27 protein-coding genes are annotated in these 26,833 nt (G+C 52.8%); 6 read left to right on the top strand and 21 right to left on the bottom strand.

Annotation, left to right across the window (positions count from 1 at the left end; genetic code table 11):
* Positions 1 to 23: 23 nt before the first annotated feature.
* From flgL to flgB, 11 genes are all read right to left on the bottom strand, one after another.
* Positions 24 to 986 carry a flagellar hook-associated protein FlgL gene (gene flgL / locus GW591_RS04395; protein ID WP_013575173.1) on the bottom strand — a complete coding sequence of 321 codons (963 nt, stop codon included), beginning with the start codon at positions 984 to 986 and terminating at the stop codon, positions 24 to 26.
* Positions 987 to 1,013: 27 nt separating this feature from the next.
* Entirely contained in the window at positions 1,014 to 2,666 is a 1,653-nt protein-coding gene (gene flgK, locus GW591_RS04390) for a flagellar hook-associated protein FlgK (protein WP_013575172.1), read from the bottom strand.
* Between the two features lie 140 nt (positions 2,667 to 2,806).
* Positions 2,807 to 3,757 (bottom strand): flagellar assembly peptidoglycan hydrolase FlgJ, encoded by a 951-nt coding sequence (gene flgJ, locus GW591_RS04385; protein ID WP_013575171.1) that lies wholly within the window; start codon positions 3,755 to 3,757, stop codon positions 2,807 to 2,809.
* Positions 3,757 to 4,863, bottom strand: a complete 1,107-nt coding sequence (locus GW591_RS04380; protein WP_013575170.1) for a flagellar basal body P-ring protein FlgI — start codon at positions 4,861 to 4,863, stop codon at positions 3,757 to 3,759. The genes flgJ and GW591_RS04380 overlap by 1 nt, the downstream gene beginning before the upstream one ends.
* A 10-nt stretch (positions 4,864 to 4,873) precedes the next feature.
* Positions 4,874 to 5,578, bottom strand: a complete 705-nt coding sequence (locus GW591_RS04375) for a flagellar basal body L-ring protein FlgH (RefSeq protein ID WP_071823641.1) — start codon at positions 5,576 to 5,578, stop codon at positions 4,874 to 4,876.
* Between the two features lie 127 nt (positions 5,579 to 5,705).
* On the bottom strand, positions 5,706 to 6,488 hold the full coding sequence (gene flgG / locus GW591_RS04370; RefSeq protein WP_013575168.1) for a flagellar basal-body rod protein FlgG: 783 nt from the start codon (positions 6,486 to 6,488) through the stop codon (positions 5,706 to 5,708).
* Between the two features lie 21 nt (positions 6,489 to 6,509).
* On the bottom strand, positions 6,510 to 7,265 hold the full coding sequence (locus GW591_RS04365; protein ID WP_013575167.1) for a flagellar basal body rod protein FlgF: 756 nt from the start codon (positions 7,263 to 7,265) through the stop codon (positions 6,510 to 6,512).
* Positions 7,266 to 7,299: 34 nt separating this feature from the next.
* The gene (flgE, locus tag GW591_RS04360) at positions 7,300 to 8,544 is read right to left on the bottom strand and encodes a flagellar hook protein FlgE (RefSeq protein ID WP_013575166.1); all 1,245 of its coding nucleotides are present in this window, start codon (positions 8,542 to 8,544) and stop codon (positions 7,300 to 7,302) included.
* 77 nt (positions 8,545 to 8,621) lie between these two features.
* Complete coding sequence (gene flgD, locus GW591_RS04355) at positions 8,622 to 9,326, bottom strand: flagellar hook assembly protein FlgD (RefSeq protein ID WP_013575165.1); 705 nt, start codon at positions 9,324 to 9,326, stop codon at positions 8,622 to 8,624.
* Positions 9,327 to 9,337: 11 nt separating this feature from the next.
* The gene (gene flgC, locus GW591_RS04350) at positions 9,338 to 9,742 is read right to left on the bottom strand and encodes a flagellar basal body rod protein FlgC (protein WP_013575164.1); all 405 of its coding nucleotides are present in this window, start codon (positions 9,740 to 9,742) and stop codon (positions 9,338 to 9,340) included.
* A gap of 6 nt (positions 9,743 to 9,748) precedes the next feature.
* Positions 9,749 to 10,159 (bottom strand): flagellar basal body rod protein FlgB, encoded by a 411-nt coding sequence (gene flgB, locus GW591_RS04345; RefSeq protein WP_013575163.1) that lies wholly within the window; start codon positions 10,157 to 10,159, stop codon positions 9,749 to 9,751.
* A 164-nt stretch (positions 10,160 to 10,323) separates the two neighbouring features.
* On the opposite strand from flgB, the gene flgA reads away from it, so the two are divergent.
* From flgA to GW591_RS04315, 6 genes are all read left to right on the top strand, one after another.
* On the top strand, positions 10,324 to 11,055 hold the full coding sequence (gene flgA / locus GW591_RS04340; RefSeq protein WP_166860166.1) for a flagellar basal body P-ring formation chaperone FlgA: 732 nt from the start codon (positions 10,324 to 10,326) through the stop codon (positions 11,053 to 11,055).
* 159 nt (positions 11,056 to 11,214) lie between these two features.
* Complete coding sequence (flgM, locus tag GW591_RS04335) at positions 11,215 to 11,517, top strand: flagellar biosynthesis anti-sigma factor FlgM (protein ID WP_013575161.1); 303 nt, start codon at positions 11,215 to 11,217, stop codon at positions 11,515 to 11,517.
* Positions 11,518 to 11,566: 49 nt separating this feature from the next.
* A complete protein-coding gene (locus GW591_RS04330; RefSeq protein WP_013575160.1) occupies positions 11,567 to 12,019 on the top strand; it encodes a flagella synthesis protein FlgN in 453 nt (150 codons plus the stop codon).
* Positions 12,020 to 12,499: 480 nt separating this feature from the next.
* Positions 12,500 to 13,177 carry a hypothetical protein gene (locus tag GW591_RS04325; RefSeq protein ID WP_121019422.1) on the top strand — a complete coding sequence of 226 codons (678 nt, stop codon included), beginning with the start codon at positions 12,500 to 12,502 and terminating at the stop codon, positions 13,175 to 13,177.
* A gap of 11 nt (positions 13,178 to 13,188) precedes the next feature.
* A complete protein-coding gene (locus tag GW591_RS04320; protein ID WP_166860164.1) occupies positions 13,189 to 14,619 on the top strand; it encodes a PAAR domain-containing protein in 1,431 nt (476 codons plus the stop codon).
* Positions 14,612 to 15,007, top strand: a complete 396-nt coding sequence (locus GW591_RS04315) for a hypothetical protein (protein ID WP_126124770.1) — start codon at positions 14,612 to 14,614, stop codon at positions 15,005 to 15,007. The genes GW591_RS04320 and GW591_RS04315 overlap by 8 nt, the downstream gene beginning before the upstream one ends.
* Before the next feature lie 593 nt (positions 15,008 to 15,600).
* On the opposite strand, the gene GW591_RS04310 is transcribed toward GW591_RS04315, so the two are convergent.
* The 10 genes from GW591_RS04310 to GW591_RS04265 form a co-directional block, all read right to left on the bottom strand.
* A complete protein-coding gene (locus GW591_RS04310) occupies positions 15,601 to 16,017 on the bottom strand; it encodes a flagellar protein FlhE (RefSeq protein WP_166860162.1) in 417 nt (138 codons plus the stop codon).
* Position 16,018: 1 nt separating this feature from the next.
* Positions 16,019 to 18,103: a flagellar biosynthesis protein FlhA gene (gene flhA, locus GW591_RS04305; protein ID WP_015689760.1), complete on the bottom strand. Its 2,085-nt coding sequence runs from the start codon at positions 18,101 to 18,103 to the stop codon at positions 16,019 to 16,021.
* Entirely contained in the window at positions 18,096 to 19,250 is a 1,155-nt protein-coding gene (gene flhB, locus GW591_RS04300; protein ID WP_013575156.1) for a flagellar biosynthesis protein FlhB, read from the bottom strand. The genes flhA and flhB overlap by 8 nt, the downstream gene beginning before the upstream one ends.
* A gap of 325 nt (positions 19,251 to 19,575) precedes the next feature.
* Positions 19,576 to 20,220: a protein phosphatase CheZ gene (cheZ, locus tag GW591_RS04295; protein ID WP_013575155.1), complete on the bottom strand. Its 645-nt coding sequence runs from the start codon at positions 20,218 to 20,220 to the stop codon at positions 19,576 to 19,578.
* 10 nt (positions 20,221 to 20,230) lie between these two features.
* Positions 20,231 to 20,620: a chemotaxis response regulator CheY gene (cheY, locus tag GW591_RS04290; RefSeq protein WP_013575154.1), complete on the bottom strand. Its 390-nt coding sequence runs from the start codon at positions 20,618 to 20,620 to the stop codon at positions 20,231 to 20,233.
* Positions 20,621 to 20,666: 46 nt separating this feature from the next.
* A complete protein-coding gene (locus GW591_RS04285; protein WP_013575153.1) occupies positions 20,667 to 21,716 on the bottom strand; it encodes a protein-glutamate methylesterase/protein-glutamine glutaminase in 1,050 nt (349 codons plus the stop codon).
* Positions 21,716 to 22,588 carry a protein-glutamate O-methyltransferase CheR gene (cheR, locus tag GW591_RS04280; RefSeq protein ID WP_013575152.1) on the bottom strand — a complete coding sequence of 291 codons (873 nt, stop codon included), beginning with the start codon at positions 22,586 to 22,588 and terminating at the stop codon, positions 21,716 to 21,718. Before cheR ends, GW591_RS04285 begins: the two co-directional genes overlap by 1 nt.
* Positions 22,589 to 22,650: 62 nt before the next feature.
* Complete coding sequence (locus GW591_RS04275; RefSeq protein WP_112151837.1) at positions 22,651 to 24,321, bottom strand: methyl-accepting chemotaxis protein; 1,671 nt, start codon at positions 24,319 to 24,321, stop codon at positions 22,651 to 22,653.
* Positions 24,322 to 24,442: 121 nt separating this feature from the next.
* Positions 24,443 to 26,137, bottom strand: a complete 1,695-nt coding sequence (locus GW591_RS04270; RefSeq protein WP_013575150.1) for a methyl-accepting chemotaxis protein — start codon at positions 26,135 to 26,137, stop codon at positions 24,443 to 24,445.
* Between the two features lie 96 nt (positions 26,138 to 26,233).
* Positions 26,234 to 26,827: a hypothetical protein gene (locus GW591_RS04265; protein WP_037034841.1), complete on the bottom strand. Its 594-nt coding sequence runs from the start codon at positions 26,825 to 26,827 to the stop codon at positions 26,234 to 26,236.
* Positions 26,828 to 26,833: the final 6 nt, after the last annotated feature.

The following is a 26,833-nucleotide window of genomic DNA, read 5'->3' as shown; positions in this document are numbered from 1 at the left end:
GTAAACTTACGCGCCGGAGAGTATTACGAATTCATCTGGAACAGTGACATACCCTGCATGGCGCTGTAGGTCTTATAGGATGCCTGAAGCGCAACCTGCTGCAAGGTGTAGGTCGAAATTGCTGAGGTCCATTCGGTATCGACCAGATTACTGAGTTTGGTCGAGTTCGATACATCACGGTTGTCGCCCAGTGTATCGAGATTATCCAGTTCGGACATCTGCGTACCCAACTCTGAACGCACGGAAAGCACGTTGTTGAGTGAGTTACTCAGGCCACGGTTGGCTTTATCGATGGCATCGGTGTATTGCGTATCCGTGGTGTTATCCGCCGATGGCGTTCTCAGCGCAGTCAGCGCACCGTCGATGGTTTTGAATAAATCTGATTCGCTCGGAGAACCGTCCGGTTCGGCTTTCGCATCACCGGTTAAGGCATTAAAAATCTGGTTACCGGTATGGTTGATGGTCATGGTACGACTGGTATCAACCTGCTGAGTAATAGACGTCGTGCCCCCGGAATAGGTTACCGCACCCGTTGTGGCGTCCTGCGTATAAGGCGGAGTATCACTTTTGTAACCGGCGAAGATGAAGCGGCCGTTACCGTCGGTGCTGTTCGCCAGGTTCACCAGTTGCGATTTCAGGCTGTCCAGTTTAGTCGCCAGAGAAGAACGGTCGTCATCGCTTAAAGAACCGTCACCGGCCTGAACGATCAACGTCTGTGCATCCTGAATGGTCGAGGTCACGCTGCTTAAAATCGACTCTTCCTGACTCATACTCTGGTTAGCAAAGGTACGGGCCACGGAAAACTGGCTGTTCTCCGATTGCGCCTGCCGTACCAGCACCGCCTGCGACGCCGCCAGCGGGTCATCCGAAGGCTTGCTCACTTTGCTGCCGGTCGACAACTGTAAACCGGTCGCCTGGAAGCGGTTCTGACCATCCAGTACCGCATTCATGTTTTGGTTGTAAATCATATTGGTACTAAGACGCATGGCATCAGTTCCTTATCAGTTCTGGGATCAGCGAATGTTGATGATCGCGTCGAATATCGTCGAAGCCGTCTGCACGACCTGCGCGTTCGCCAGATAATATTGCTGGTAACGTTGCAGATCGCCGTATTCTTCATCGAGGTTAACCCCGGAGATAGACTGCTGTTGAGCGGTGAGCTGCGTGACGATATTCGCCTGTGAGGTGCTGGTGGTGGTCAGCGTGGAAACCTGGTTACCCACGTTACTTACCATGCTGGCGTATGCGCCCGACAGGGTGGATTTACCTTCCACCAGTTTCGCGGTTTGCAGATTCAGCAGTTTCTGCGCGTTGGTGTTGTCACTCACGCCGCTGTCTGCCGCACCCGCTGCGGCGATCAATGAAGAATCACTGATAGCCAGATTCATGCTGCCCGCAACATTGCTGACCGTTTTGATGGTGATGCTGTCATTGGTATTCGGCGTGCCGGTGACGGAAACCGACAAGCCATCGAAATTCATCGTCGGATCACCGTTGCTGTCGGTGCCCGCCGTCGGGGTGATTTTTGCCCCGTCGGAAACGCGGGTTACATCCCAGCTGGTGCCGTTGTAAGCCATGGTGTAATCGCTGGCTTTCACCGCGGCCGTGTCGGTATATGCCACGCTCAGTTGGGCGCTGCCGGTATTTTTGGTGTTGCTGACCGTGGTCGCGCCGGTGAAGGAGAAGAAGTCCGTCCCCGCGTCACCGTTGAGGTCAAAACCGGCTTTGTTGGTGGTATTGAAGCTGTCAGACAGCGCCAGCGCCAGTTGCCCGAGCTGGTTAATGGCCGGTTCCAGGTTGTCTTTACGGAAAGCCAGCGTGCCGCCGAGCGAACCGGTGGTCAGACGGCTTTCCTGAATTTCAGAAACCGAACCGTCCGGTTGGGTCATGCCGACCGTCAGTTTGGAAGGATCGGCACTGGACGGCATCGCAACCACCGTTTTGGCGTTGCCGCCGCTCACCAGCGGCGTGCCGTTGGCGAATGAAATATTGTAAGTATCGCCGTCCTGCTGGGTCACGACCACACCGGTGACGTTGTTCAGCTGACTGACCAGTTGGTCACGCTGATCGAGCAAGGCGTTAGGTTCCTGTCCGGTGCTGCCACGCGTCGCGGTGATCTGACTGTTCAGTTTGGCAATCTGCGACGCATAGGTGTTGATCTGGTCAACATTCTGCGTGACTTGCTGGTTAACGGCGGTATTCATGTCGTTCAGGTATTTGGCTGAACTGTTGAACTGCGCGGTTAAACCCTGTGCCTCACCCAGCACTGCCTGACGAGCCGCACTGTCGCTGGCATTGCTGGTCAGCGTTTGCAGGCCTTTAAAAAAGGTCGACATGGTGGCATCGATACCTGTGGAACTGTCGCCGAGCAGGTCATCGATAGAGCTGGCCTGATCAAGCTGCGTTGACAGCGCGCTGCCGGTTGCGCTGGCACCCAGAAGCTGCTTCACCACGAAAGAGTTGTACTCACGATTCACACCGGTCACCGTCACACCGTTGCCGATATAACCGGCAGGAGTAGAGATGCCATTACTTTGCGTAATAATGGCGGTCTGGCGGTTATAACCGGCCACACTCACGTTAGCGATGTTGTTCCCGGTGGTACTGAGCGCCGCCTGCGCTGCGTTCAGTCCGCTCATTGCGGTATTAATTAAGCTACTGGACATGAGTGACCTTTTGGCTGCCGGTGACTTTTTACCACCGTGTAATTAAGGAAGCTGAGCCGGGGGTTTCCCCTTTTCCCATTCTGATCGTGTTATCGGCCTGCACCGCTAAAACTTGAGAAAAAAAACGAGGATTTGCGGGTCTAGAAGATATCTTTTAAATCATGGCTATAGGCTTTCACCGCCTGCTCGCCCGCGCCTTTGATTTTCTGGATCACACTCACCAGTTTGTCGGCATAATTCGGGTCGGTCGCGTAACCTGCTCGTTGCAAGGCATGCGCGGCTTGTTCAGGAGTACTGGCCGAGGCAACCTGCGCATAACGCGGGTTGTTGGTGAGCAATTTGATGTAGTCGCTGATGGCTTCCACATAGGAGCCGTACACGCGGAAACTGGCCTGCACTTTTTTCGCCACGCCGCTGGTATATTCCGTGGTGGTGATTTGGGTGGTCGGACCGTCCCAGCTGCTGCCCGCTTTGATACCGAACAGGTTGAAGCTGCGTTTGCCGTCGGCAGTCGGGATCTCGCGCTGCCCCCAGCCAGATTCCAGCGCGGCCTGCGCCATGATCAGCTGATGCGAAATCCCGCTGTCTTTACTGGCGACCTGTGCCGGAATGGTGAGGCTGGAAACGAACTGTCCGCTGTCGGCTGGCAACGGTGCGCCGCCGGTGGTGCGGTCCGGCGCAGTCGGAATGACTTTGCGCAGATACTGTTCCATCGCCTGCAACGGCATGGTTTTCAGCACTTCGCCGTCCAGCGCCATCGGCACCGTTCCCGCCAGTTCTGACGGTTGCTTGCTGCCACCGGTCAGTTGTTCGACCATCATGTCGGCCATGCCCAGCCCTTTGTCGGACATGTCCTGAGCAATTTGCTGATCGTACATCGATGTATAAAGTTTGGTGGATTCGTTATCCAGAATCCCCCCTTGCGGCAGTGCCTGACGCATGCTTTTCAGCATCATCTGCACGAACACCCCTTCAAACTGCTTCGCCACTTCTTTGATGTGCGCCTGAGGATCCTGCGCCACATCCCGCTTCAGTTTGTTAAGGGATTGCGTGTCATACGCCGCCCCTGACATCGACATCAGATCGCTCATCAGATAATTTCCAAATCAGCACGCAGGCATCCGGCTGTTTTCATCGCCTGCAGAATGGACATCAGATCGATAGGCGTCGCGCCTAACGCGTTCAGGGTACGGACAACGTTGTTCAGGCTGGCACTGGAACGCACCTGCTGAATCGACCCGCCGGACTGGCGTACGGAAATATTGGTGTTCGGCGTCACTACCGTCTGACCGCCGCCAAATGGCGTATTCGGCTGGCTGACATCGTTCTGGCGATCGACCACCACAGACAGATTGCCCTGTGCAACCGCACAGTTATCCAGGGTCACATCGCGGTTCATGACCACCGAACCGGTACGGGAGTTGATGATGACTTTCGCATCCATCGGCCCGACGTTCACTTCGATATTTTGGATCTGCGCCAGAATGCGCACCTGAGAGGTGTTGCCACGCGGCACCACCACCTGAATATTGCGGGAATCCAGCGCTGACGCCACCCCCATTCCCTGACGGTTGATGGCGTCACTGACCTGCTGCGCCAGGTTGAAATCTTCGTCGTTAAGTTGCAGGCTGATCACGCCTTCGGTGCCGAACGTACTCGGCAATTCGCGTTCAATGGTTGCCCCGCCGGTAATACGCCCACCTGAAACCTGGTTAACTGTCACGCTGCTGCCACCGGAGGAAGCGCCTGCACCGCCGACCAGCACGTTACCCTGCGCCAGTGCGTAAACCTGATTATCCACCCCTTTCATCGGGGTCATCAGCAAGGTGCCGCCGCGAATACTTTTGGCATTACCCATGGATGAAACCACCACATCGATGGCCTGACCGGCACGCGAAAACGGCGGCATTTTGGCGGTGACCATCACCGCCGCCACGTTTTTCAACTGCATGTTGGTGCCTGCCGGTACCGTGATACCGAGCTGGGACAACATGTTAGTCAGCGTCTGGGTGGTAAAAGGTGTTTGTGTGGTCTGGTCACCGGTACCGTCAAGGCCCACCACCAGCCCGTAGCCGATCAGGGCGTTATCACGCACACCCTGTACCGTCGTCAGATCACGAATACGGTCGGCGGATGCGGGCAGTACCACCAGGGCGGACATCGCCAGACAGAGAATACCGGAAAGGAGTTTTCGCATGATTGCCTCGTTATAACGGCGATAAGTTTAAGAAGAACCGCTGCAACCAGCCCATGTTCTGCGCTTCATTGATGTAGCCATTCCCGACGTACTCGATGCGTGCATCTGCCACCTGCGTGGAGATAACGGCGTTCGAACCGCTGATGGTGCGCGGGTTGACCACACCGGAGAACCGGATAAATTCAGTTCCCTGATTAATTTCGATTTGTTTCTCTCCGACAACTTTCAGGTTGCCGTTTGCCAGCACTTCCCCAACCGTCACGGTCAGGGTGCCGCTGAAGGTGTTATTGGCCGCTGCGCCGCCTTTACCGGCAAAGGTGTTGGCACCGGTCATATCGAGGTCGGCACGGGCATTACCGAACAGACCTTCCAGATAACGTGGCGCTGTCGCTGCGCCAAAGCTGGTCGCGCCGTTGCGGCTGGCGTTCGCTGAGGAGCTTTTGCTTGCACTGACATTTTCCTGCAAGACAATGGTCAGCGTGTCGCCGACATTGCGTGGACGGCGGTCTTCAAACAGAGGCTGATAACCGTAGTTCATCGGCTGAACTGACTGGAAAATCGAACCGTTAGGAACCGGCGGTGCCGCAGGCGCAGGGGTCGCTGTGGTTGCTCCGGGTACCAGCGGGGTATGCGGCATATACGCGCAGCCATTCGCCAGTAACGTGATTAACAGCGGCAGCACCAGCTTGCCTGGTCGGTCTTTAGAAGAAGTCATTACCGACGTGTTTTTTTTGGTCACCACAGTTATCGCCTTTAAAAAATCGACCTGGTAGGGATCTGAACCGGTTCAGGACAGAAGCGTTTCCGCCCCTGCCCTCTTGTTTTCAATCAACCGCCAAACATTACAGCTGGGAAAGTTTCTGTAGCATTTCGTCCGAGGTGGACACGGCTTTACTGTTAATTTCGTAAGCACGCTGGGTCTGGATCATGTTGACCAGTTCTTCCGCCACGTTGACGTTAGAGGTTTCCACATAACCCTGATACAGCAGACCTGCGCCGTTCAGACCCGGAGTGCTTTCGGTTGGTGCGCCGGAGCTTTGGGTTTCCTGGTACAGGTTTTCACCGAGTGATTCCAGGCCGCTGTTGTTGATGAAGGTGCTCAGCGTCAGTTGCCCCACCTGCTGTGCCGCCGTCTGACCTTGCGTGGTCACACTCACGATACCGTCACGCCCGACCGTCATGCTCAGCGCATTCGCCGGAACGGTGATCGCAGGAATAACCTGATAACCACTGGAGGTCACCAGCTGACCGTTCTGATCAACCTGGAAAGACCCGTCACGGGTATAGGCCGTCGTGCCGTCCGGCAACTGAACCTGGAAGAAACCTTCCCCTTTGACGGCAATGTCTTTGCTGTTGCTGGTCTGCGACAGGTTGCCCTGCGAGAACAAACGCTCAGTAGAAACAGGACGCACACCGGTACCAATCTGTAAACCGGATGGCAGGTTGGTTTGCTCAGAAGACTGCGCACCAGGCTGACGGACTGTCTGGTAAAGCAGGTCTTCAAATACCGCACGCTGGCGTTTAAAACCGTTGGTGCTGACGTTCGCCAGGTTGTTGGCGATTACATCCATATTGGTCTGCTGGGCATCCAGACCGGTTTTCGCAATATACAGCGATGGGATCATGTCATTACTCCTCTGCCATCATCAGCTCATTGACAGCAGATTGTTGGCACTCTGTTCATTTTCATCGACGCTGTGGATGACTTTCATCTGCATCTCAAAGCGACGGGCGTTGGCGATCATGTCAACCATGGTTGAAACCGGATCCGCGTTACTGCCCTCAAGCGTTCCGGGCATAACGTGAATAGTCGGGTCAGGCTGTAAAGCCGCACCCCGTGCCTGAACGGTCGCCGGCGTTGGCCGGAACATACCATCATCGCCACGGGTGACTTCATTGTTGGCCGCTTTCACCAGCTTGAGCTTACCGAGCTGGCCCATGGTGTTGGGGTCAGCACCGGCTTCAAGCACGGCAATGGTCCCGTCCGCAGAAACCGTGAGCTGAGAATTCGGCGGAACTTCAATCGGGCCGTTATCCCCCATCACCGGATGACCCTGAACGGTCAGCTGGTTAGTCGGTGACACTTGCATGTCACCGTTACGGGTATAGGCTTCAGAGCCATCAGGCATCTGCACCGCAAGGAAACCGTCCTGCTGTAAAGCCACATCCAGCGGACGGCCGGTGTAGTTCAGCTTGCCCTGCGTCATATCTGCGCCCGGCGTGGATGCCGTGACCAGCGTGCGGGTTTGCAGGCTTTCACCGTCTACCGGCACTGCGCGCATCGCTAAAAGCTGCGAGCGGAAGCCCGGTGTATTGGCGTTAGCCAGGTTACTCGACGTCACCGACTGCTGAACCAGCGTCTGGCTGGCCGCGCCGCCTGCGGTGTAGATAGCGTGATCCATAATGCTGCCCTGTTCTCAGGTGATAAAACGCGTATTAACGCAGGTTAACCAGCGTGTTCAGGATGGAGTCCTGAGTTTTGATGGTCTGCGCATTCGACTGGTAGTTACGCTGAGCAACAATCATGTTGACCAGTTCCGCACTCAGATCGACGTTGGAAGATTCCAGCGCGCCGCTGGTCATTGACGCTAAACCGCCCTGACCCGCGATACCGGTTACAGCCTGGCCGGAAGACGCGGTAGCCGTCCACACGTTGTCGCCTTCAGATTTCAAACCTTCCGGATTAGAGAAGTTACTCAGCACAATCTGGCCCAGTAACTGGGTTTTGTTGTTGGAGTAAGTGCCGGAGATTGTGCCGTCGTCATTGATGGTGTAACCGGTCATCTGACCCGCTGCATAACCATCCTGAGTCTGGGAACCGATGCTGTCGCTGCCGGTGCTCTGCTGGATACTGCCGGTGAAATCCAGGGAAACGGTTTGTGGCGTCACCGTCCCGTTAGTCGCGGTGTTCATTGGCAACGTCAGTGCCAGACCGGCATTGGCGACGCCTGCGGCGTTAGTGGTACTCACCAGCGCACCACTGGTATCAAATTGCATTGCACCAATTTTGCCAGCTGTTGAACCTGTGACGCTGCCGTCTTGCGCGTAAACATCCCAGTTGTTCGCAGAGGTTTTCACGAAGTAGACGTTATTATCGTGAGCATTACCCTGTGAGTCATAGGTGGTGATGCTGTTCACGTAGTTGTAGCTGGTGTCATCGCTGCTGCTGAACGTTTTGGCGGCCGGGATCGCCGTATCCGTTGAGTTCAGGTTGGCCACCATCGTACCCACCGTGGTGGCTTTCGCGCTCATCAGGGTGGTCGGGATGTTCAGGGCAACCGGCTGTGCGCCTGCGGCGATAGTCGGGGGGGTGCCGGTGGCCGGAAAACCGGTGACACTCAGACCCTGCATGTTCACCAGATTACGGTTGGCATCCAGTGAGAACTGACCATTGCGGGAGTAATAAACCGCGCCACTGGTGTCCGTCAGACGGAAGAAACCGTTGCCGCTCAGGGCCACATCCAGACCGCGGGAGGTGTTGGTGGTCGTACCGTCATTGAAGTTCTGAGTGACAGCGGCGACTTTAACGCCCATACCGGTTTGGGAACCGGCAAACATATCGGCAAAAGAGGCGGTGGCTGTTTTAAAACCGACGGTCGCGGAGTTGGCAATGTTGTTACCAATCACATCGAGGTTAGTCGATGCCGCGCTCAGGCCGCTGACTGCTTGGGAAAAGCTCATGTTAGCTCCATTGTACTGTGTGTAGTGTTTTTAGCTCCTGCCCCGGCGAAGGGGAGGGAGCGGTCTGAGTGACTCACTTACAAAATCTGGCGTACAGAATCGACTTTCGCGGTTCCGCGTACGCCCAGATCCAACGCGGTATTCCCGGCTGAATCTGTCGTTACACCATTGACCAGCGCATAGTTCAGCGGTGTTGCCACCATTTGCTGACCATTGTTCAGGGCATTGATGCTAAAGGTGTAGCTGCCATCCGGTGCTTTGGTGCCATCGTCCTGTGTACCGTCCCAGGTATAGCTGTGCACACCGGCAGTCTGGGAGCCCAGCGTGATGGTTTTCACCACTTTACCGGTGGCGTCGCTGACTGTAGCGGTGGTGGTATCGGAGGCCGTTTCCAGTTCAAATCCGAATGGCGTGGTGCTGACAGTGCCGTCAGTGTCGCTGCCGACCAGAATTGCGCTGCCGGACACCATCACGCCGTGACCGATCAATGAACTTGCCTGAACAGATGAACCACTGGTGATTTGTCCGGAAATGCTGCCCAGCGTGGTATTGAGTTTTTCAATCCCGCTGACGGTGCTGATTTGTGCCAGCTGACTGGTCAGCTGACTGTTATCCATCGGATTGGTGGGATCCTGGTTTTTCAGCTGGGCGACCAGCAGCGTCAGGAAACTGCTGGATAAATCATCCGCAGAACTGGTTCCGGTTGTGGACGAACCACCGGAACTGGTGCTGGCGATCGTGGTGTTATCAGTGGTGTCATTTATCGACGTGGTAATTGCCATGATTCGCTCCGCTATTGCCCCAGAGTGAGGGTTTTCATCATCAACGACTTGGTGGTGTTAAGCACTTCGACGTTGGCCTGATAACTGCGGGAAGCAGAGATGGTGTTCACCATTTCGCTGACCACATCTACGTTTGGCATCTGCACATAGCCTTTTGCATCCGCCATCGGATTGCCCGGCTCATACACCATGCGCATGGGTGCCGGGTCATCAACGACCTGCGCCACTTTCACGCCGCCGGTTTCCTGACCCGGTGCTGCATCCACCTGGAAAACCACCTGCTTCGCTTTATACGGCTTACCATCCGGGCCGGTGACGCTGTCGGCGTTGGCCATGTTACTGGCGCTGACGTTCAGGCGCTGAGACTGCGCGGCCAGCGCAGAACCGGCGATATCAAAAATACCAAGCATTGACATGGGCTATTATCCTTGCAGCACCGACATCATCCCTTTGATTTGCCCGCCGAGAACGGTCAAATCGGTCTGATAGCGCACGCTGTTATCCGCAAAATTGGTACGTTCACGGTCCATATCGACCGTGTTGCCATCTGCCGATGGCTGGTCAGGGATCCGGTACATCAGATCCATATCAGCAGGCTGTACGTTGGACGCCGGGATATGGCGGTCAGACGTCAGAGACAAGGAGATGCCGCTGCCGCTCGCACGTCCCTGCTCCATCACCTTCTGCAACTGACTGGCAAAATCGATATCGCGCGCCTGATACCCGGGGGTGTCGGCGTTAGCGATATTGGCTGAAAGAATTTCTTGCCGCTGGGCGCGCAGGTTGAGCGCTTCCTGTTGGAACTGTAGTGCGGCGTTCAATTTGTCGAGCATGCGCCCTCCGCAAAGTGAGATTTTGGAGTCGACAGCATAAATGCGAGTGTCAACTGGCTATCGTCTGAATAAGCATGAAATCGGGCGCTATTTGTCCCTTTAGGAATTGCAAAGTGAGCGTAGACTTGTGGCCAGTAGTAGGTTGGCACAAAGGTAAAACGCGAATGAACATGCTGAAAATATGTCGTACAGGCATTACGCTGGGCTGCATCATGACCGGTGCGACGTCTGGTGCTGTGAGCTATGCGCAGTCTTTGCCAGTGCAAGTCAAAAGCATGCCTGCCTCGTCCAATAGCGATACACTGCTGTCCTCGCAAATTCAGCAGTTCTTCCGCCAGCAATATGCTGAAAGCGGAATGCAGGTGACCGTGGTCGTGAACACCCCGGCGGCGCGTCAGCCCCAATGTTTATCACCACAATTTATGCTTTCACCGAACAGTCGCACCTGGGGCAATGTCTCCGTGGCGGTGAACTGTAACGGCAAGAAAAGTTACGTACAGACCAAAGTGCAGGTCAGCGGAACGTACTGGGTGGCGGCGAAGAACGTGCCAGCGGGCGCTCACCTGACACAGACCGATATGCAACAAAAAACCGGGCGACTGGATCTGCTGCCACCGAAAACCATTCTTGACAGTCAACAGGCGGTGAATGGCATCACGCTGCGAAACATCAGCATCGGCCAGCCGTTAACCTTATCCATGCTGCGCCGTCCGTGGATGGTGCATGCGGGGCAGGAAGTTCAGGTTCAGGCAACAGGCAGTGGGTTTAATGTATCGAGTGCCGGTAAGGCGATGAACAATGCTGCAGCGAATGAATCAGTGCGGATCAGAATGCCGTCAGGTGCAATTGTGAACGGAACAGTAGGCTCAGATGGGTCTGTGACAGTGACGATATAATCCTAAAGTGCAGCCGTTGTTCTGCAAAAAGCTGCAATAAAAGCTAAAGTTATTTCGCCACATGTCGATAACACACGTATCAGAGTCGTCCGCGACGGCATTTTTAAGGGTTTTCATGAGATGTTCAAAACCCTGATCCCCATACTGGAGAAGAAATTTATGGCTATCGATCGTACTCAAGGTGTTTCACCTTTAACCTCGATCCAGCAACGCGAACCGTCTGAAGCTTCAGTACAGAACACGCGTAAAGAAGGCACTGTTTCTGGCACCACCACCAGCGGTACGGCGGTGACCCTGAGTTCAGCACAGGCATCTCTGACTCAGTCAAGTGCGCAGGACATTAACACGGCACGTGTCGAAGAACTGAAACAAGCTATCCGCGACGGTAAACTGACGATGGATACCGGCAAAATCGCTGATGCTTTGTTACAGGACACGCAGGATTATCTCAAAGGTCTTTAAGCTGAAGACCTCAGTGTGAAGACAAAAAGTTGGAAGGTAATAAGGCCCGATGAAGAACTTTATCAAGACCATGACTACCTTGGTTGAAACGTTGCAAGCGCTGGATCAGGTGATTAATCACGAACAAACGATACTGTGCTCTGGCCGCGTAAATGGTGCAGCCTTGCAGCATATAACCGAGCAGAAAAGTTCATTGTTAGCCACGGTAGACTATCTTGATAAACAGCGTCGTCAGCATGACGAACGCCTCAGACAAACCGCACCCTACTCAGATCCACAAGGGCAGAGTCAGCCGGAAATCGCCGCGATGTGGCAAGATATTGTGCAAATGACCGCCAGGCTGAGTCAGATAAATCGTCACAACGGCATGTTACTGGGCAAACAAATCGCCTATAACACCGAGGCGCTGGCGATCCTTAACGCCAGTCAGACGCAGAAATTCTACGGACCGAACGGGCAGGAAACCGTATCGGGGCAAACCGTCAGGAAGATCTCCGTTTAACGCCAGACGAGGGGAACGGTTTCCCCTCCGTATTCGTATTTTCCCCGCGATTCACATCCCGACTTCTGCTGATACCTCTGTCAGATTAGCCAGTCTTCTGATTTATTCCGATTTTTTCCACCCGTCTGATGAGCAGAATGGCTTGCCTGTTGGGCTTTGCCCTGCCCCCGGTTCAGATAAGTTGTCAGCGCGGTTTGCCTGGCTCCTCCCCCTGCGAAGTGGGAGGATGGCCTACACATCATATTGAATATTAACGATATTAATTTTCTATTATGAATTTATATCCTGTTTTTTATCCAGCAAATAAATCTTATACAAACTAATTTCTGTTGTGAAGAAAAGAGCACAAATAGTTCAAGCGTTATTCAAAACTACAATTCACTGGATAAATTTTACTCATTGAATTCATTGAAATTTGACATTATTTCCACATAAAATGCAGGTGTATATTATCGTTTTCTCAACGAAACGGTAATCATTATGCCTCACACGACAAAGCGTCTCTACTTCTATGCTCCCGGTGATCATTTCCATCTTGCCCCTCTTGATATGTACGTAGTCTCAAAGATATCTGTAAGAGAGAATGGCATTCACTGGCTGGAACCGGTTTGGTCAACTGGCCTGACGCCCGATAAAAACGGGCTGCTTTTATTCACTTCAAAACTTGACGCTCTAATATGTGCTTTTGTACTAAACAAAAGCTCTGGTGAATCTTGGAATGTATATTCGTTTAATGATGTCAGCGTTACAGAAATGATGATCGATGTTGCACCAATCACAGCAAAATATCACATCCATATAGCATTCGGTTTCAGTATAGATAATAAAGAATGCCTATTATTTAAAAACGATAATTTGAAAACCCGAAGTTTTATACAGAGTTTTACAATTGAAAAGGAAATGTCTGCATTATCACCCATAACGCTTAAATTTAATAAGTCGTATTTTGATGAAATTAATTTTTATTGGGAGCAATGTTACCAAAACTATTGCGAAAGCATCAAAAAACAGAATTTAATGGATAATTCATTGCTTATGAATATAGCGTTAGAAGCTATAAAGAAAATGAACCTATCAAAAATAGATAAAGTTAATGACTGTGACTGCATATCACATTATTCAATAGACAAACAAAAATGGATAATTTCATTTAACTAGAAGGAAATAAAATGGCTATTGGATATTTTATACGGCTGGGTGATAAAACCTCATGCGGCGGAAAAGTAGTAAGTGCAACAAGTCGTATTATACACCACGGTTTAAATTTAGCTCGACTTGGTGACAAAGTTACATGCGGTAAAAATGAAGGTGTGTTTATCTTATTAGGTGGAATTCATAACTATACAAGCGACGGTCTGCCCTGCATCGGTACGCTTGAGAGTTCTAGTAGTTGCCCTTGTAAGGCGAGATTATTCGCAAGTGAATTTTCATCCAGTTACTATCCTGAAGCGCCGAAAATGGCGTCACAGAAAACCACTGACAATGAACCTGAGCAACACGCACAGGCGGCAAAGAAACAGATGGTTACTGAAACTAAACCAGAATCGGCACCAGCTTCCCCTCTAAAAGAGGATATACCACCACGCGAACCGGTGGATGCTGGATTCTGTATTGTTGATTTACCTGCGAATGTAAAAGATTTTGGTGACTATTTATTTTATAACCCTGTAGCAGGTGCAAGAGAATTATACGATACACTCAACGGCAGCGGACCAATCAAACCCGCTTCTATTCTTTTGTTAGTTGATCCTGAGAAACAAGATGCAAACCAAATCGAAACTTTGAAGAAAGCAAAAGCAAAAGTTGATACAGCATTAAGTGATTTAACTATGGATGAAGCCAGTTTCTTACATAAACACAAAGATACAATAGATACTTTCACCGGTTTTGGAAGTGGTATTACTGGCATGGCATCAGAAGTCGGCGGAAAATATTTTGAAGAAATTGAAAAGGTATTAAAAGAAATACAAGAAACTTACAAGAATGCTTATATTACAAGAGGTGCATTAATTGGTGAGCAATTCTATACCCAAAGGAAGATTTATTTCAAAAAGCTCAATTTGTTGCTTAATAATTTCATGAAATACAAATTGGGTATGAATGAGTATTCTGACATTAGACGGGCATTAGGTCTATCAAGTAGAAGCATAATGCGGCATTGGTCGCAAACTGGCGTAACAGAGATAGAAGGTTATGCAACGTATATTGAAAAATCAGCGAAGCTGATTAAAGCAATGAAAAAATTGGGATATGTTGGTATCACCTTAGATTTTGCAAACACGACTAATACTATTTATGATGCTTGTACAGTTGGTAGAGAGTCAGAGTGTAAGAAAATGACAGTTGTTGAGTACAGTAAATTTGCTGGTTCTCAAACTGGCGGATTATTCGGTGGGATAATAGGTGCTCGATTATCAGGGGCGGCCTGTGTGTGGGGGCTGGGTTTGCTTACAAGTGAAATTGGTGGTGCAGGAGCGTTGTTATGTTCTGCTGTAGCAGTGACAGGAGGGTTAGCCGGGGGAGAGGTTTTAGGATCGGTAGGGCAAGACCTCGGTAGTAGTGCCGGGCAAGCTCTGTATGAGGCATTCTATAGTGAGTGATAAAAACGTCATTGATATGATTACATTCTTACTACTTATATTAGTAATAATATTAGAGTTGGTAGTAACATTTTTCAATGAAAGACGTTATAAAGAACTATGTAATGAATACAAAAAGAAACATAACATCCCCCCCCCCGGAGTTATGTCATTTAAATATTTCAATTTTAATATTGTATATATAAGTGTCCCAGTTGAAAAAATATCCTATGTTTACTTCCCACTTTTTTTAAGGAAAGAAAATCGTCTGATCAAAAAGGATTTTTATTTTTGGCATGATTTTATAAATACAAGTAAGTTTAAATTATGGGGAATGATTGAAGTTTCTTTGATTATAATATCCGCAATTATCTTCATTTTCTTAATTGCTCATTATTATTTTTTTTGATGAAAAAAGATGAAGGTATCTTTAAAGAAAAAGGTGCGGGCTTTAGTGTCTGTGATCGGCATGATTCGGATATCCTTTCGAGTAAGTTGATATCCGGTTTTATATCCGGTTTGATGTGCGCTGTCTAGCAATTGCACGCCAGCGCAAGAAACACTAAATCACTTTAAAAACAATTGGTTATACCGATGATGCAATGGTGTGCAATGGCCTGCAAGTGTGATATTTCCCCCTGCGAGGGGGGAGGTTGGGAGGGGGTTTTAAGGGCTAACACCTGGTCAGTGCAAACTTCAACACTTTGATTTGTATTTAATACCCCAACCCTCCCCTTCGCAGGGGAGGTTGGGAGGGGGTTTTAAGGGCTAACACCTGGTCAGTGCAAACTTCAACATATTGATTTTTATTTAATACCCCACCCCAACCCTCCCCTTCGCAGGGGAGGGAGCCGTTCTCAGTTACAGGTGATCCTGGTGTAGCGACTCGGCCAGATGAGTTCCGGTGATAGCTGAACATCCATACAGATAAAATGGGCAAACATTGAGAATGGGAGACGGCGTCCGGAAGGTTTTCAGGGATTACTAGAGCCGGTGGAGGGCTTACTTATAGTTCACGATCACTTCATTACTGATCACCCGCAGCGGCGTATTCATTGCGCCAGCGCCGGGGACAAAATAAACCAGTCTTAATGGTGAAGTGGCGGACTGGCCGTAAAACGATTTTGTCACCCCGCCTTCGGCGTCCAGATTGATGCAGTGATTCATGGTGTTGCAGAGTCTGACCTGTAAACCGGCGGGTCTTGCGCCGAGCACTTCATATTTCCAGCTTAGGGTTGTGATGGTTGCGGAACCTGAACTGCGCACGGGCGCGGATGCCGGCGGGGCTAACGCGCCCGACGACATCATCACGCCACGGTTTTGCAGCACCACGCCGCGCTGGGTATCGGACCATGTACCGGACGCGGCCAGCGCGGGCAGGCTCAGTGTGGTCAGCAACAACAGTGTGGCGCGGCGCATGTTATTCACCGCCGATGGTGGCGGTCATGCGGATCTGGCGGCTGTCGCTCATTTCCAGATTGGACATCACGACGATATTGGGCAGTGAACGGCGCAGGAAGCGTGACAACAGCGGACGCAGTGCGTGGTTCACCAGCAGAACCGGTGGCGCACTGAGCATATCCTGACGTTGTAATGCCGCCTCGGACTGGGTCAGCAAACGTTCAGCCAGACCCGGTTCCAGACCACCGCCGCTTTGCAGCGCCTGTAACAGCAGACGTTCCAGGGAGGTATCCAGTCCGATAACCTGCACTTCACCGCTGCCCGGGAACCACTGCTGGGTAATCGCCCTGCCGAGCGCAACACGCACCACGGACGTCAGTTCGTTAGGATCCGGCTGGTTCGGGGCATATTCCGCCAGTGTTTCAACAATGGTGCGCATATCGCGGATCGAAACGCGTTCAGATAACAGGTTCTGCAACACTTTGTGCATATTGGTCAGAGAAATGATGCCCGGAATGAAATCTTCCGTCAGCTTCGGCATTTCTTTGGTGACACGTTCCATCAGTTCCTGCGTTTCCTGACGGCCAAACAGCTCTTTGGCGTGCATGCTGATCAGGTGATTCAGATGCGTTGCGACCACGGTACTGGCTTCCACCACGGTATAACCCTGAATTTGCGCCTGCTCACGCATTGCAGGTTCAATCCAGACCGCCGCCAGTCCGAATGCCGGATCAACCGTCGCTTCGCCTGGCAATTCACCAATCGCGCTGCCCGGGTTGATCGCCATCCAGCGGCCCGGATGCGCCGCACCCGTGCCGATTTCCACGCCTTTCATCAGGATACGGTAGCCCGCTGGCGGCAGTTCGAGGTTATCGCGAATATGAATAACCGGCGGCAGATAGCCCATTTCCTGTGCGAATTTTTTACGGATACTGCGGATACGTCCCAGCAGCTCGCCGTTTTGGGCGAAGTCCACCATCGGGATCAGACGGTAGCCCACTTCCATACCCAGCGGGTCTTCAAGCTGAACGTCCTGCCAGCTGGCTTCTACCATTTGTTTACCGTTGTCTGCCACGGCCGGTGCGGCCGCTGCGGTGGCCGGTTTTTTCAGCTCCTGACCGCGAGTCCACCACGCCAGCGCCAGCAGCCCGGCGGTGAACATCAGGAAAACAAAGTTCGGCATGCCCGGCACCATACCGAGTAAACCCAGAACACCGGCACTCAGCATCATGACGCGCGGATTGCGGAACAACTGGGTGACCATCTGCTCGCCGACGTCTTCGTTGGTGCCGACGCGGGTGACGATAACACCGGCTGCAGTAGAGATAACCAGCGCCGGGATCTGCGCAACCAGACCGTCACCGATGGTCAGCAGCGTATAACTTTCAGCCGCATGGCCGAGATCCATACCGTGTTGCAACACACCCACCAGCAGGCCGCCGACGACGTTGATAATCATGATCATCAGACCGGCAACGGCGTCACCCCGCACGAATTTACTTGCACCGTCCATTGAACCGTAGAAGTCCGCTTCCTGCGTCACGTCGCTGCGGCGTTTTTTCGCTTCGTCTTCGCCAATCAGACCGGCGTTCAGATCCGCGTCAATCGCCATCTGTTTGCCGGGCATCCCGTCAAGCACAAAACGCGCGCCCACTTCGGCAATACGCCCGGCACCTTTGGTGATAACCATGAAGTTGATCAGCACCAGGATGATAAACACCACGATACCGATGGCGAAGTTGCCGCCGACCAGGAAGTGACCGAAGGCTTCAATCACCCGCCCCGCGGCCGCGCCGCCGGTATGCCCTTCCAGCAGGATCACACGGGTTGAGGCAACGTTCAGCGACAGACGTAATAAGGTGGAAAACAGCAGAATGGTCGGGAATGCCGCGAAATCCAGCGTGCGCTGGGTAAACATTGCCACCAGCAACACCATGATGGATAACGCAATGTTAAAGGTGAACAGCAGGTCAAGGATGAACGGTGGTAACGGCAACACCATCATCGACAGGATGATCAGGATAAGAATTGGGCCTGCCAGTACCTGCCATTGTCCGGACTTAAAGTTGGCGGGTAAACGCAGTATCGCGGCCAGATTAGCCATGGGTATCACTCTCTCCTGCTGCAAAATCCAGACCTTCAGGGACTGGTAAATGTTGAGGTTTTTTCGGGATCAGCCCGCCTTCGCGCTTCCAGCGTTTCAGCTGATAAACCCAGGCCAGAACTTCAGCCACGGCGGCATACAGCGTCGCCGGAATTTGCTGACCAATGTCACTGTGCCGGTAAAGCGCACGCGCCAGAGGCGGCGCTTCCAGCATCGGAATTTTGTGCTCGACACCGAGTTCCCTGATACGCAGCGCCACGTCTCCCGCGCCTTTCGCCAGTACTTTCGGTGCACTCATTTTGTTTTCACTGTATTGCAGCGCAACGGCGTAGTGCGTCGGGTTGGTCACGATAACGTCCGCTTTGGGCACATCGGCCATCATGCGGCGTCTGGCCATTGCACGTTGCTGCTGGCGGATACGCCCTTTAACGTGCGGGTCACCTTCCTGACTTTTATGTTCGTCGCGGATATCCTGCTTGCTCATGCGCAGCTTTTTCAGGTTGCTCCAGATTTGCCAGAACACGTCGAAACCCACCATCGGCGTTAATCCCAGTACCACCATCAGCCCGCAGAACACCACCATGTTCAGTGCTTCACCCAGCGCCGGAATGGTCGGTTGCGCCATGAGGCGCATCATGTCCGGCCATTTATGCCACAAATACAACCCGGCGACGGTGCCGACCAGCAAGGCTTTCAGAACGGCTTTCAGCAGTTCCGCCAGCACCTGACCGGAAAATAAACGTTTCAAACCGGCAATCGGATCCATACGGCTGAACTTGAACTCAAAGGATTTACCGCTGAACATCAGGCCGCCGAGTAACAGCGGCGCGGCGAGTGCGATCAAAATCAGGCCGCCGATCACCGGCAATAATGCCCAGACTGCGCGGCCCAGCAGCGTCGCCATCTGCTGCAAAACCTGCCGGTCATCGCTGACCATGCCGTGATCAAACTTAAGACCTTGCGAAATCATCACGCCAAGCTGCCGCGCCATAGATTCGCCCGACATCCACAGCAGCGTTAAGCCGCCTCCCAGCATCAGAATTGAGGTCAGTTCGCGCGAGCGCGGTATCTGCCCTTCCTCACGCGCTTTTTCAAGCCGGTGTGCGGTGGGGGCCTCACTTTTTTCGAGATCGCTTTCTTCAGCCACCGGCGGTTCCTGTCAGGGTTTACCCGGCATGTAAAACACGACGGGCACAATTTCATGCAAACTCCCAACGTCACTGGAGTTGTAGCAAGGCAGTAAGCGAGAGGATCCCGATGAGCTGATATGAGTCAGTGATTCGGGTGAACGAACGACGCTACAGATTCAATGACGCAGGGATAGCATGACAAAAGCGGCGAAGTCTTATTGGTGAATTAGAGAGGGAAAATGGCGGCTATTCAGCAGATGAATTTATTTGTAAAAATTTCAGATAAGAAAAACACCCCTCAGTGCGAGACGGAGAGGTGTTTATTGCTGACGTGCTGGCACATCAAAAACCTAATGAATCCAGCAGATCGTCTACCTGTTCTTGTGAGGCCACAACACCGACACCGTTGGAATCGAGTTGCGGGCCGTTCAGCAGGCTGTCATTTTCACGCTTCGCTTTAGCCTGTTGTTCAGGAATATTTTCCATCAGCACCATTAACAGCTGATTTTCGATTTCCTGCACCACGGTCATCATGCGTTTAATGACCTGACCGGTCAGATCCTGGAAGTCCTGTGCCATCATGATTTCCATCAACTGAGCATTGGTAAAACTGGTGTGCTCAGGGATTTCTTTCAGGTAGCTGCGGGTGTCCGTGACCAGCTCGCGGGCATCCGATAATTCAATCGGATTTTCAAACCATTCATCCCAGCGCTTATCAAGTTTCTTCGCGGCAGATTCAAGTTTGTTCTGACGAGGCTGCGCAGCCTCAACACAGTTCAGGGCGCGTTCAGCCGCCTGAGCCGTCATGGTGACAACATAATCAAGACGATCGCGGGCATCCGGAATTGCTTCGGCTGCCTGAGCAATGGCCTGATCCAGACCAAGTTCACGCATGCTGTCACGCAACATACGGGTCAGTTGCCCAATGCGGGCGATAATTTCGCCCGCGGTTGCTGCATCATTTGCAGGCATTGGTATCTCTGCCATATACGGACTCCTACATGCCCAGTTTTTCGAAGATTTTGCCCAGTTTTTCTTCCAGCGTGGCGGCGGTAAAGGGTTTAACCACATAACCACTGGCCCCGGCCTGTGCGGCGGCGACGATGTTTTCTTTCTTCGCTTCTGCGGTTACCATCAGCACCGGCAACTTGCCCAGCGCAGCGTCAGCACGGATGGTTTTCAGCAGATCCAGACCGTCCATGTTGGGCATGTTCCAGTCGGATACCACGAAGTCAAAACCCCCGGCGCGCAGTTTGTTCAGCGCATCAACACCGTCTTCTGCTTCTTCAACGTTGTTGAAGCCCAGCTCTTTCAGCAGGTTGCGCACGATACGACGCATGGTAGAGAAATCGTCTACTACCAGAAATCTCAGATTTGGATCGGCCATGTTTTATCTACTCCTAAGGTTTGCTACCCAGCACAAGGCTGAAAAATTAAATACGTAATGCCTGACCGGCTGATATTTGCGCCAGCATCCGCTGGCTGATTTGGCTGAGATCCACCACTTCGTTTACGCCACCGGTGGCGATAGCCTCACGGGGCATACCGAACACCACACAACTGGCTTCGTTTTGTGCAAGGGTGTAAGCCCCTGCCCGGTGCATCTCAAGCATGCCGGCGGCGCCGTCATTGCCCATTCCCGTCAGGATCACCCCAACGGCATTGCGTCCGGCAAACTGCGCCACCGAACGGAATAAAACGTCGACCGACGGACGATGGCGGTTCACCGCCGGACCGTCGTTCAACTTAACCTGGTAGTTGGCGCCACTGCGCGTGAGTTCCATATGTCTGTCACCCGGTGCGATATACGCATGGCCCGGCAAAACACGCTCTCCGTCTTCCGCTTCTTTCACCGTGATCTGACATAACTTGTTCAGACGGTCGGCGAAAGAACGGGTGAAACCCGGTGGCATATGCTGGGTAATCATCAGCGCCGGACAGGTCGGCGGCAGCGGTTGCAGCACGTGGCGGATAGCCTCTGTGCCGCCCGTTGATGAGCCGATGGCAATCAGTTTTTCACTGCTCAGCAGCGGCGTATGGCTGAGAATACGCGGCTGATCAATGTTGACGCTTTTGTTCAGACGCGCTTTTGAGGCCGTGCGGATTTTATCGGCAATCATCTCGCTGTAGGCCAGCATACCTTCACGGATACCCAGTTGCGGTTTGGTCACAAAGTCAATCGCGCCAAGCTCCAGTGCACGCAGGGTAATTTCCGAGCCTTTGCCGGTCAGTGAGGAGACCATCACCACCGGCATCGGACGCAGACGCATCAGCTTTTCGAGAAAATCCAGGCCGTCCATACGCGGCATTTCAACATCCAGCGTCAGCACGTCCGGGTTAAATTTCTTGATGAGATCACGCGCCACCAGCGGATCGGGGGCGGTCGCGACCATTTCCATATCCGGATGGCTGTTGATGATTTCCGTCATCAGCTGACGCATTAACGCCGAGTCATCGACGCTCAACACTCTGATTTTATTCATTACCTCTCCTTGGCGAGGCCATAGACAGTCTGACCGCGCAAATAAAATTCCCGGCTGATTTGGCTGAAGTTTTCGGAGTGTCCGGCAAACATCAGACCACCCGGTTTAAGTAACGGAACAAATCGGCGTAAAATTTTCTCCTGCGTTTCTTTATCGAAATAAATCATCACATTACGGCAGAAAATTGCATCAAACGGACCGTTCAGCTGCCACTGGTTCGCCAGCAGATTCAGTTGCTGGAAAGCCACCATCTGCGCCAGTTCGGGACGCACACGCACCAGGCCACTGTGCGGGCCTGTGCCTTTGAGGAAAAATTTCTGTAACTGCTGCGGGCTGAGCGTGCGCAGTTCTTCGAGGCGGTAAACCCCGGCGGTGGCTTTCTCAAGCACCTGCGTATCGATATCACTGGCCTGAATGCGGCAGCTTGCCATCCGCGGCCCCAGCGCTTCACTCAGCGTCATGGCGATGGAATAGGGTTCTTCGCCGGTCGACGCCGCCGTGCTCCAGACGCTGTAACTGTTCGGACGCGAACGGGCATGTTCTGCCAGGATCGGGAAGTGATGCGCTTCGCGGAAAAACGCCGTCAGGTTGGTGGTCAGCGCATTAATAAACGCCTGCCATTCCGGACTGTTGCTGTCGTTTTCCAGCAGCGCCATATAACTGGTGAAATCATTAAGCCCGAGTATCCGCAACCGCCGGACCAGGCGGTTGTAGACCATTTCGCGTTTGTGATCCGCCAGCACAATACCCGCGCGCTGATAGATAAGCTCACTTATCCGGCGGAAATGGGTATCGGACAGCGGTAAACGCTGGATCATCTGTGCCATGATCGAAGTGTTATCAGCACTCATTGGCGAGCCTGGTTGATTCATGGTGCAGCTCCATTAGAGGGACAGGTGGTGTAACGGGTACCCAATTCACTCTTCATCTGGTATCAGAATGTTTCCCAGTTATCTGCCGATACCGCGCCTGCGGTTGCCGGAAGTAATGCGGGTTGGGCCACCTGGCGGGATGTCAGGCCCTGAGCCAGTCCGCTGCGGCGTTGACCTGCGCCGTCAGTGGTGGCAAGGCGAAACACCGATACCGCACGGGTCAGATTTTCAGACTCGATTTCCAGCGCATGCGTGGAAGAAGCGGCCTGCTGAACCAGCGTGGCGTTTTGCTGTGTAACCTGATCCATTTGGGTCACGGCAATCGATACCTGTTCGATGCCACGACTTTGTTCGTCAGACGCCGAGGCGATTTCGCCCATGATGTCAGTTACGCGGGTGACAGCACGAACGATGTCATCCATGGTATTTCCGGCGGATTCAACCAGTTGGGAACCCTGACTGACGCGGCTGACAGATTCATCTATCAGTGCTTTGATTTCTTTCGCGGCCTGTGCGCTGCGTTGTGCCAGGGTTCGTACTTCACCGGCCACGACCGCAAATCCACGGCCCTGCTCACCGGCACGTGCCGCTTCAACCGCCGCGTTCAGTGCCAGAATGTTGGTCTGGAACGCAATGCCATCAATGACGCTGGTGATTGCGCTGATTTTCTTCGAGCTGCCTGCAATATCATTCATGGTTTTCACCACGTTGCCGGTCAGTTCACCGCCTTTTTCTGCGGTATTCGACGCATCGCGTGCCAGTTGCGTGGCCTGACGGGCATTCTCGGCATTCTGTTTCACGGTGGCGGTCAGTTGTTCCATGCTCGCTGCGGTTTCTTCCAGCGCCGACGCCTGCTGTTCAGTCCGTGAAGACAGATCAGTGTTGCCCGCCGCGATCCCTTTCAGGCCGGAGAACATGGTGTCAGCGCCGTGACGCACGGTGCGGACGGTGTCTGCCAGCGACGTTTGCATCTGCTGCAGGCTTTCCAGCATGACTTTAATTTCGTAGCGCCCTTCTGCAACGATGGGCGAAGAGATATCACCGGCCCCGATGCGGTCAAAATGTCCGCGCATAATGGTCAGCGGAGTAAACAGAATGCGGCGGGTCACCACCAGCGCCAGTACCGTCAGGGCAATCAGCAGAACAAGGGCGACGGAGGTGTTGATCATGACATTCTGGTAAGACGCTGCGGTTTGCGTTTGCGCTTCCCCGAAGCGGGCACTGACGTAGGCAGTGTAATCACCGACATCTTTCTGGAACTGATCCTGATACTTTTGCGCCGGACCGTTCAGAAAACCGTTCATGTCGCCGCTGGACAGCAGCTCAGTCAGCGTCTGCAACATATCGTGCAGTTGCTGATAACTCGCCTTGTTCACAGCAGTCAGTGCCACCGCTTTTTCTGTTCTGCGGGGCAGAGCCAGAAATGCAGCGTAAGCGTCTTCGGCCTTTTTCAGGCTGGCTTTGGCATCCGACATCAGCTGAGTGATGTTTTCCTGGGGCTGTTTCAGCGCCAGACGCGTTGCCGCGCGGTTAAGGGTATTACGGGTCTGCAACAGATAAGACCAGGACTGGCTGAGCGCATCACGCTGTTCAGCGGTGTTGGATATCTGCTCAAAATTCAATTTATCCGTGTGGGCGGCCTGCAGCGATAACCCGCTGTTAACCAGTTGCATAACAAAGAACACTATCAATAACAAAAACATGCAGGTGGACACACGGATGTGCTTAAACATGGATAACCTCATTAGGTGCCAGCCCAGACCGGCACCTTTATTCTTATACCCTACATACTCGGGACTGCCTTTGCGTTAACGGCAAACCTGACTCTTTCGGGTCGCGATGTTATGTACGTGCTTAGAAGGTTTCCCAGTTTTCGGTTAAATCTGTTCCCTGCGCTCCACCCTTACCGGCTTTAGAACCAGAAAGGTTCGGAGTCAACAGAGACAGCCTCGCCGAAGATGCCGGATTCTGGCGCACGTTGTTATTTGCGGTCTGGCTCAGCGTAAACACGGCCACTGATTGCGTCAGCAGGCTCGCCTGCTCTTCCAGCGCCGCAGAAGCGGACGCGGATTCTTCAACCAGTGAGGCGTTCTGCTGCGTCACCCGATCCATTTCAGTGATGGCTTGTGCGACCTGCTCAATCCCGCGGCTTTGTTCATCCGATGCCGAGGTGATTTCGCCCATAATGTCAGTCACACGCGTAACGGCATTCACCATGTCATGCATGGTTTCACCGGCACTTTCCGCCAGCACTGAACCGGTATTAATGCGGCTGACAGAATCATCAATCAGCCCTTTAATTTCTTTTGCTGCCTGCGCGCTGCGTTGCGCCAGGGTACGGACTTCACCGGCCACGACCGCAAATCCACGGCCCTGCTCACCGGCACGCGCCGCTTCAACGGCGGCGTTCAGCGCCAGAATGTTGGTCTGGAAAGCAATCCCGTCGATCACACCGGTAATGTCGGTGATCTTTTTCGAGCTGCTGGCGATGTCATTCATGGTATCGACCACGTTTGCTACCACTTTCCCGCCCTTCTGTGCGGTTTCGGACGCGCTCAGTGCCAGCTGGCTGGCCTGACGGGCGTTTTCGGCGTTCTGTTTCACGGTCGCGGTCAGCTGTTCCATACTGGCGGCGGTTTCTTCCAGCGCAGACGCCTGCTGTTCAGTACGTGAAGACAAATCACTGTTGCCTGCGGAGATCTCGCTCGCACCGCTGTAAATTGCATCAGCGCCATGACGTACACCGGAGACCGTGCGGATCAGTTCGTCCTGCATGTACTTGAGACTATCGGCAAGCTGGCCGATTTCATTACGGCTTTTCACGACTATTTCGTGCGTCAGATCACCGGTTGCAATTTTACGGATGGTATCGACGATATTTTTCAGCGGATGGATCAGGATGCGTTGCACGCCAGTCCAGGCCAGCAGGATGAAAATCGCCAGCACAATCAACACGGTACCCAGCATCCATATGGCATGCGTGAAGGAATTCTCGCTCACTTTCACCGCCTCGTTATACAGACGGTCGTTCTGATCGATATAGGTGACGAAAGCTTTTTCGAAGTTGTCCTGATACTGCTGAGTCGGTTGTTCGAAGAAGTCATTGATACGCCCCAGACCAATCAGCTCAATCAGTTCCGAAAGCGCGTCATGCAGCACCTGATATTGCTTTTTGGCGTCGGCGGCAAATTGCGGGTTCTGGCTGGCATCAGCGGGGATTTTTTGATAACTGGCAAAGTGCTGATCGGCGATTTGCAGATCTTTGGTGGCGGTATCAATCAGTTCTTTGACCGTTGCGCCGCTGCCCATCTGGTTGGCGTCGAGCATGAAACGGATACCCGCACGGTTCAGGGTGTTGCGGGTTTGCAGCAGATAAATCCAGCTGGCGTTAAATTCTGCCTGTTGTAAACGGATTTGCTGAGACGTGGTGAAATTATCTTTGTCTGTCTTTAACGATTTAAAGAACAGGCCACCGGATACCAACTGTAAAGCACCGAAGACCACCAGTAAGATCACGATGCCCGTGACCACTTTCATACGGTTAAACATGTTGTTCCTTTTCAAATGAGAATTATCTGGAACAGTTATCGGCAGGAAGAACAGGAACTTTATGTGATGGGGGTCAAATTTTTTCGGGGGAAGTGATCAGGCAACGGTGGCGACAAAACTCTTTAAAACTGCGATGCGATGGGCATCCGGATTGACCAGAAGGTCGTGATGAATCATCAGCACCACGCCTTTAAGTAACTCTGTGGTGTTGTCGATCTGGGACAGGGATTTGAGTTTTTCGATATCATTACCGATCTCGCGCCCTTTCAGGGAAAGGCGCTTATTGGCCAGACCGGTCGCCAGTTCGGACGTCAGCAAGGTCACCAGGCGCAGGGCCGCTTCAGGATTTGATGCCAGCTGATGAATATAATATTTGAGCAGTAACGGCACGAAATCAGGGGTTGCCCCCAATTCCGCACTCGCCATGTTCAGCAGATCAATCATGTGCGCAGGCACACGGGTTTCCACGGCTTTGCGTTGTATCTGCAACTGCTTTTTGATGGCAGGCACAGACTGAAAAGGGATCACCGCAACGCTGTCGCAGGTTTTACATACGCCCGCAATGATATTTTTCACCATACCGCTGCCGTCATCAAACGGCACATCGCGCAGCTGATAGCTGACAATGCGAAAAGCCTCACAGACGCCACACATCGCCTTTTTCTCGTCTCCGACTTTATAAATAATCATATTCTT

The organism is Rahnella aceris (genome assembly GCF_011684115.1).
GTDB classification, from domain to species: domain Bacteria; phylum Pseudomonadota; class Gammaproteobacteria; order Enterobacterales; family Enterobacteriaceae; genus Rahnella; species Rahnella aceris.
This window is presented reverse-complemented; position numbering and strand designations above follow the sequence as displayed.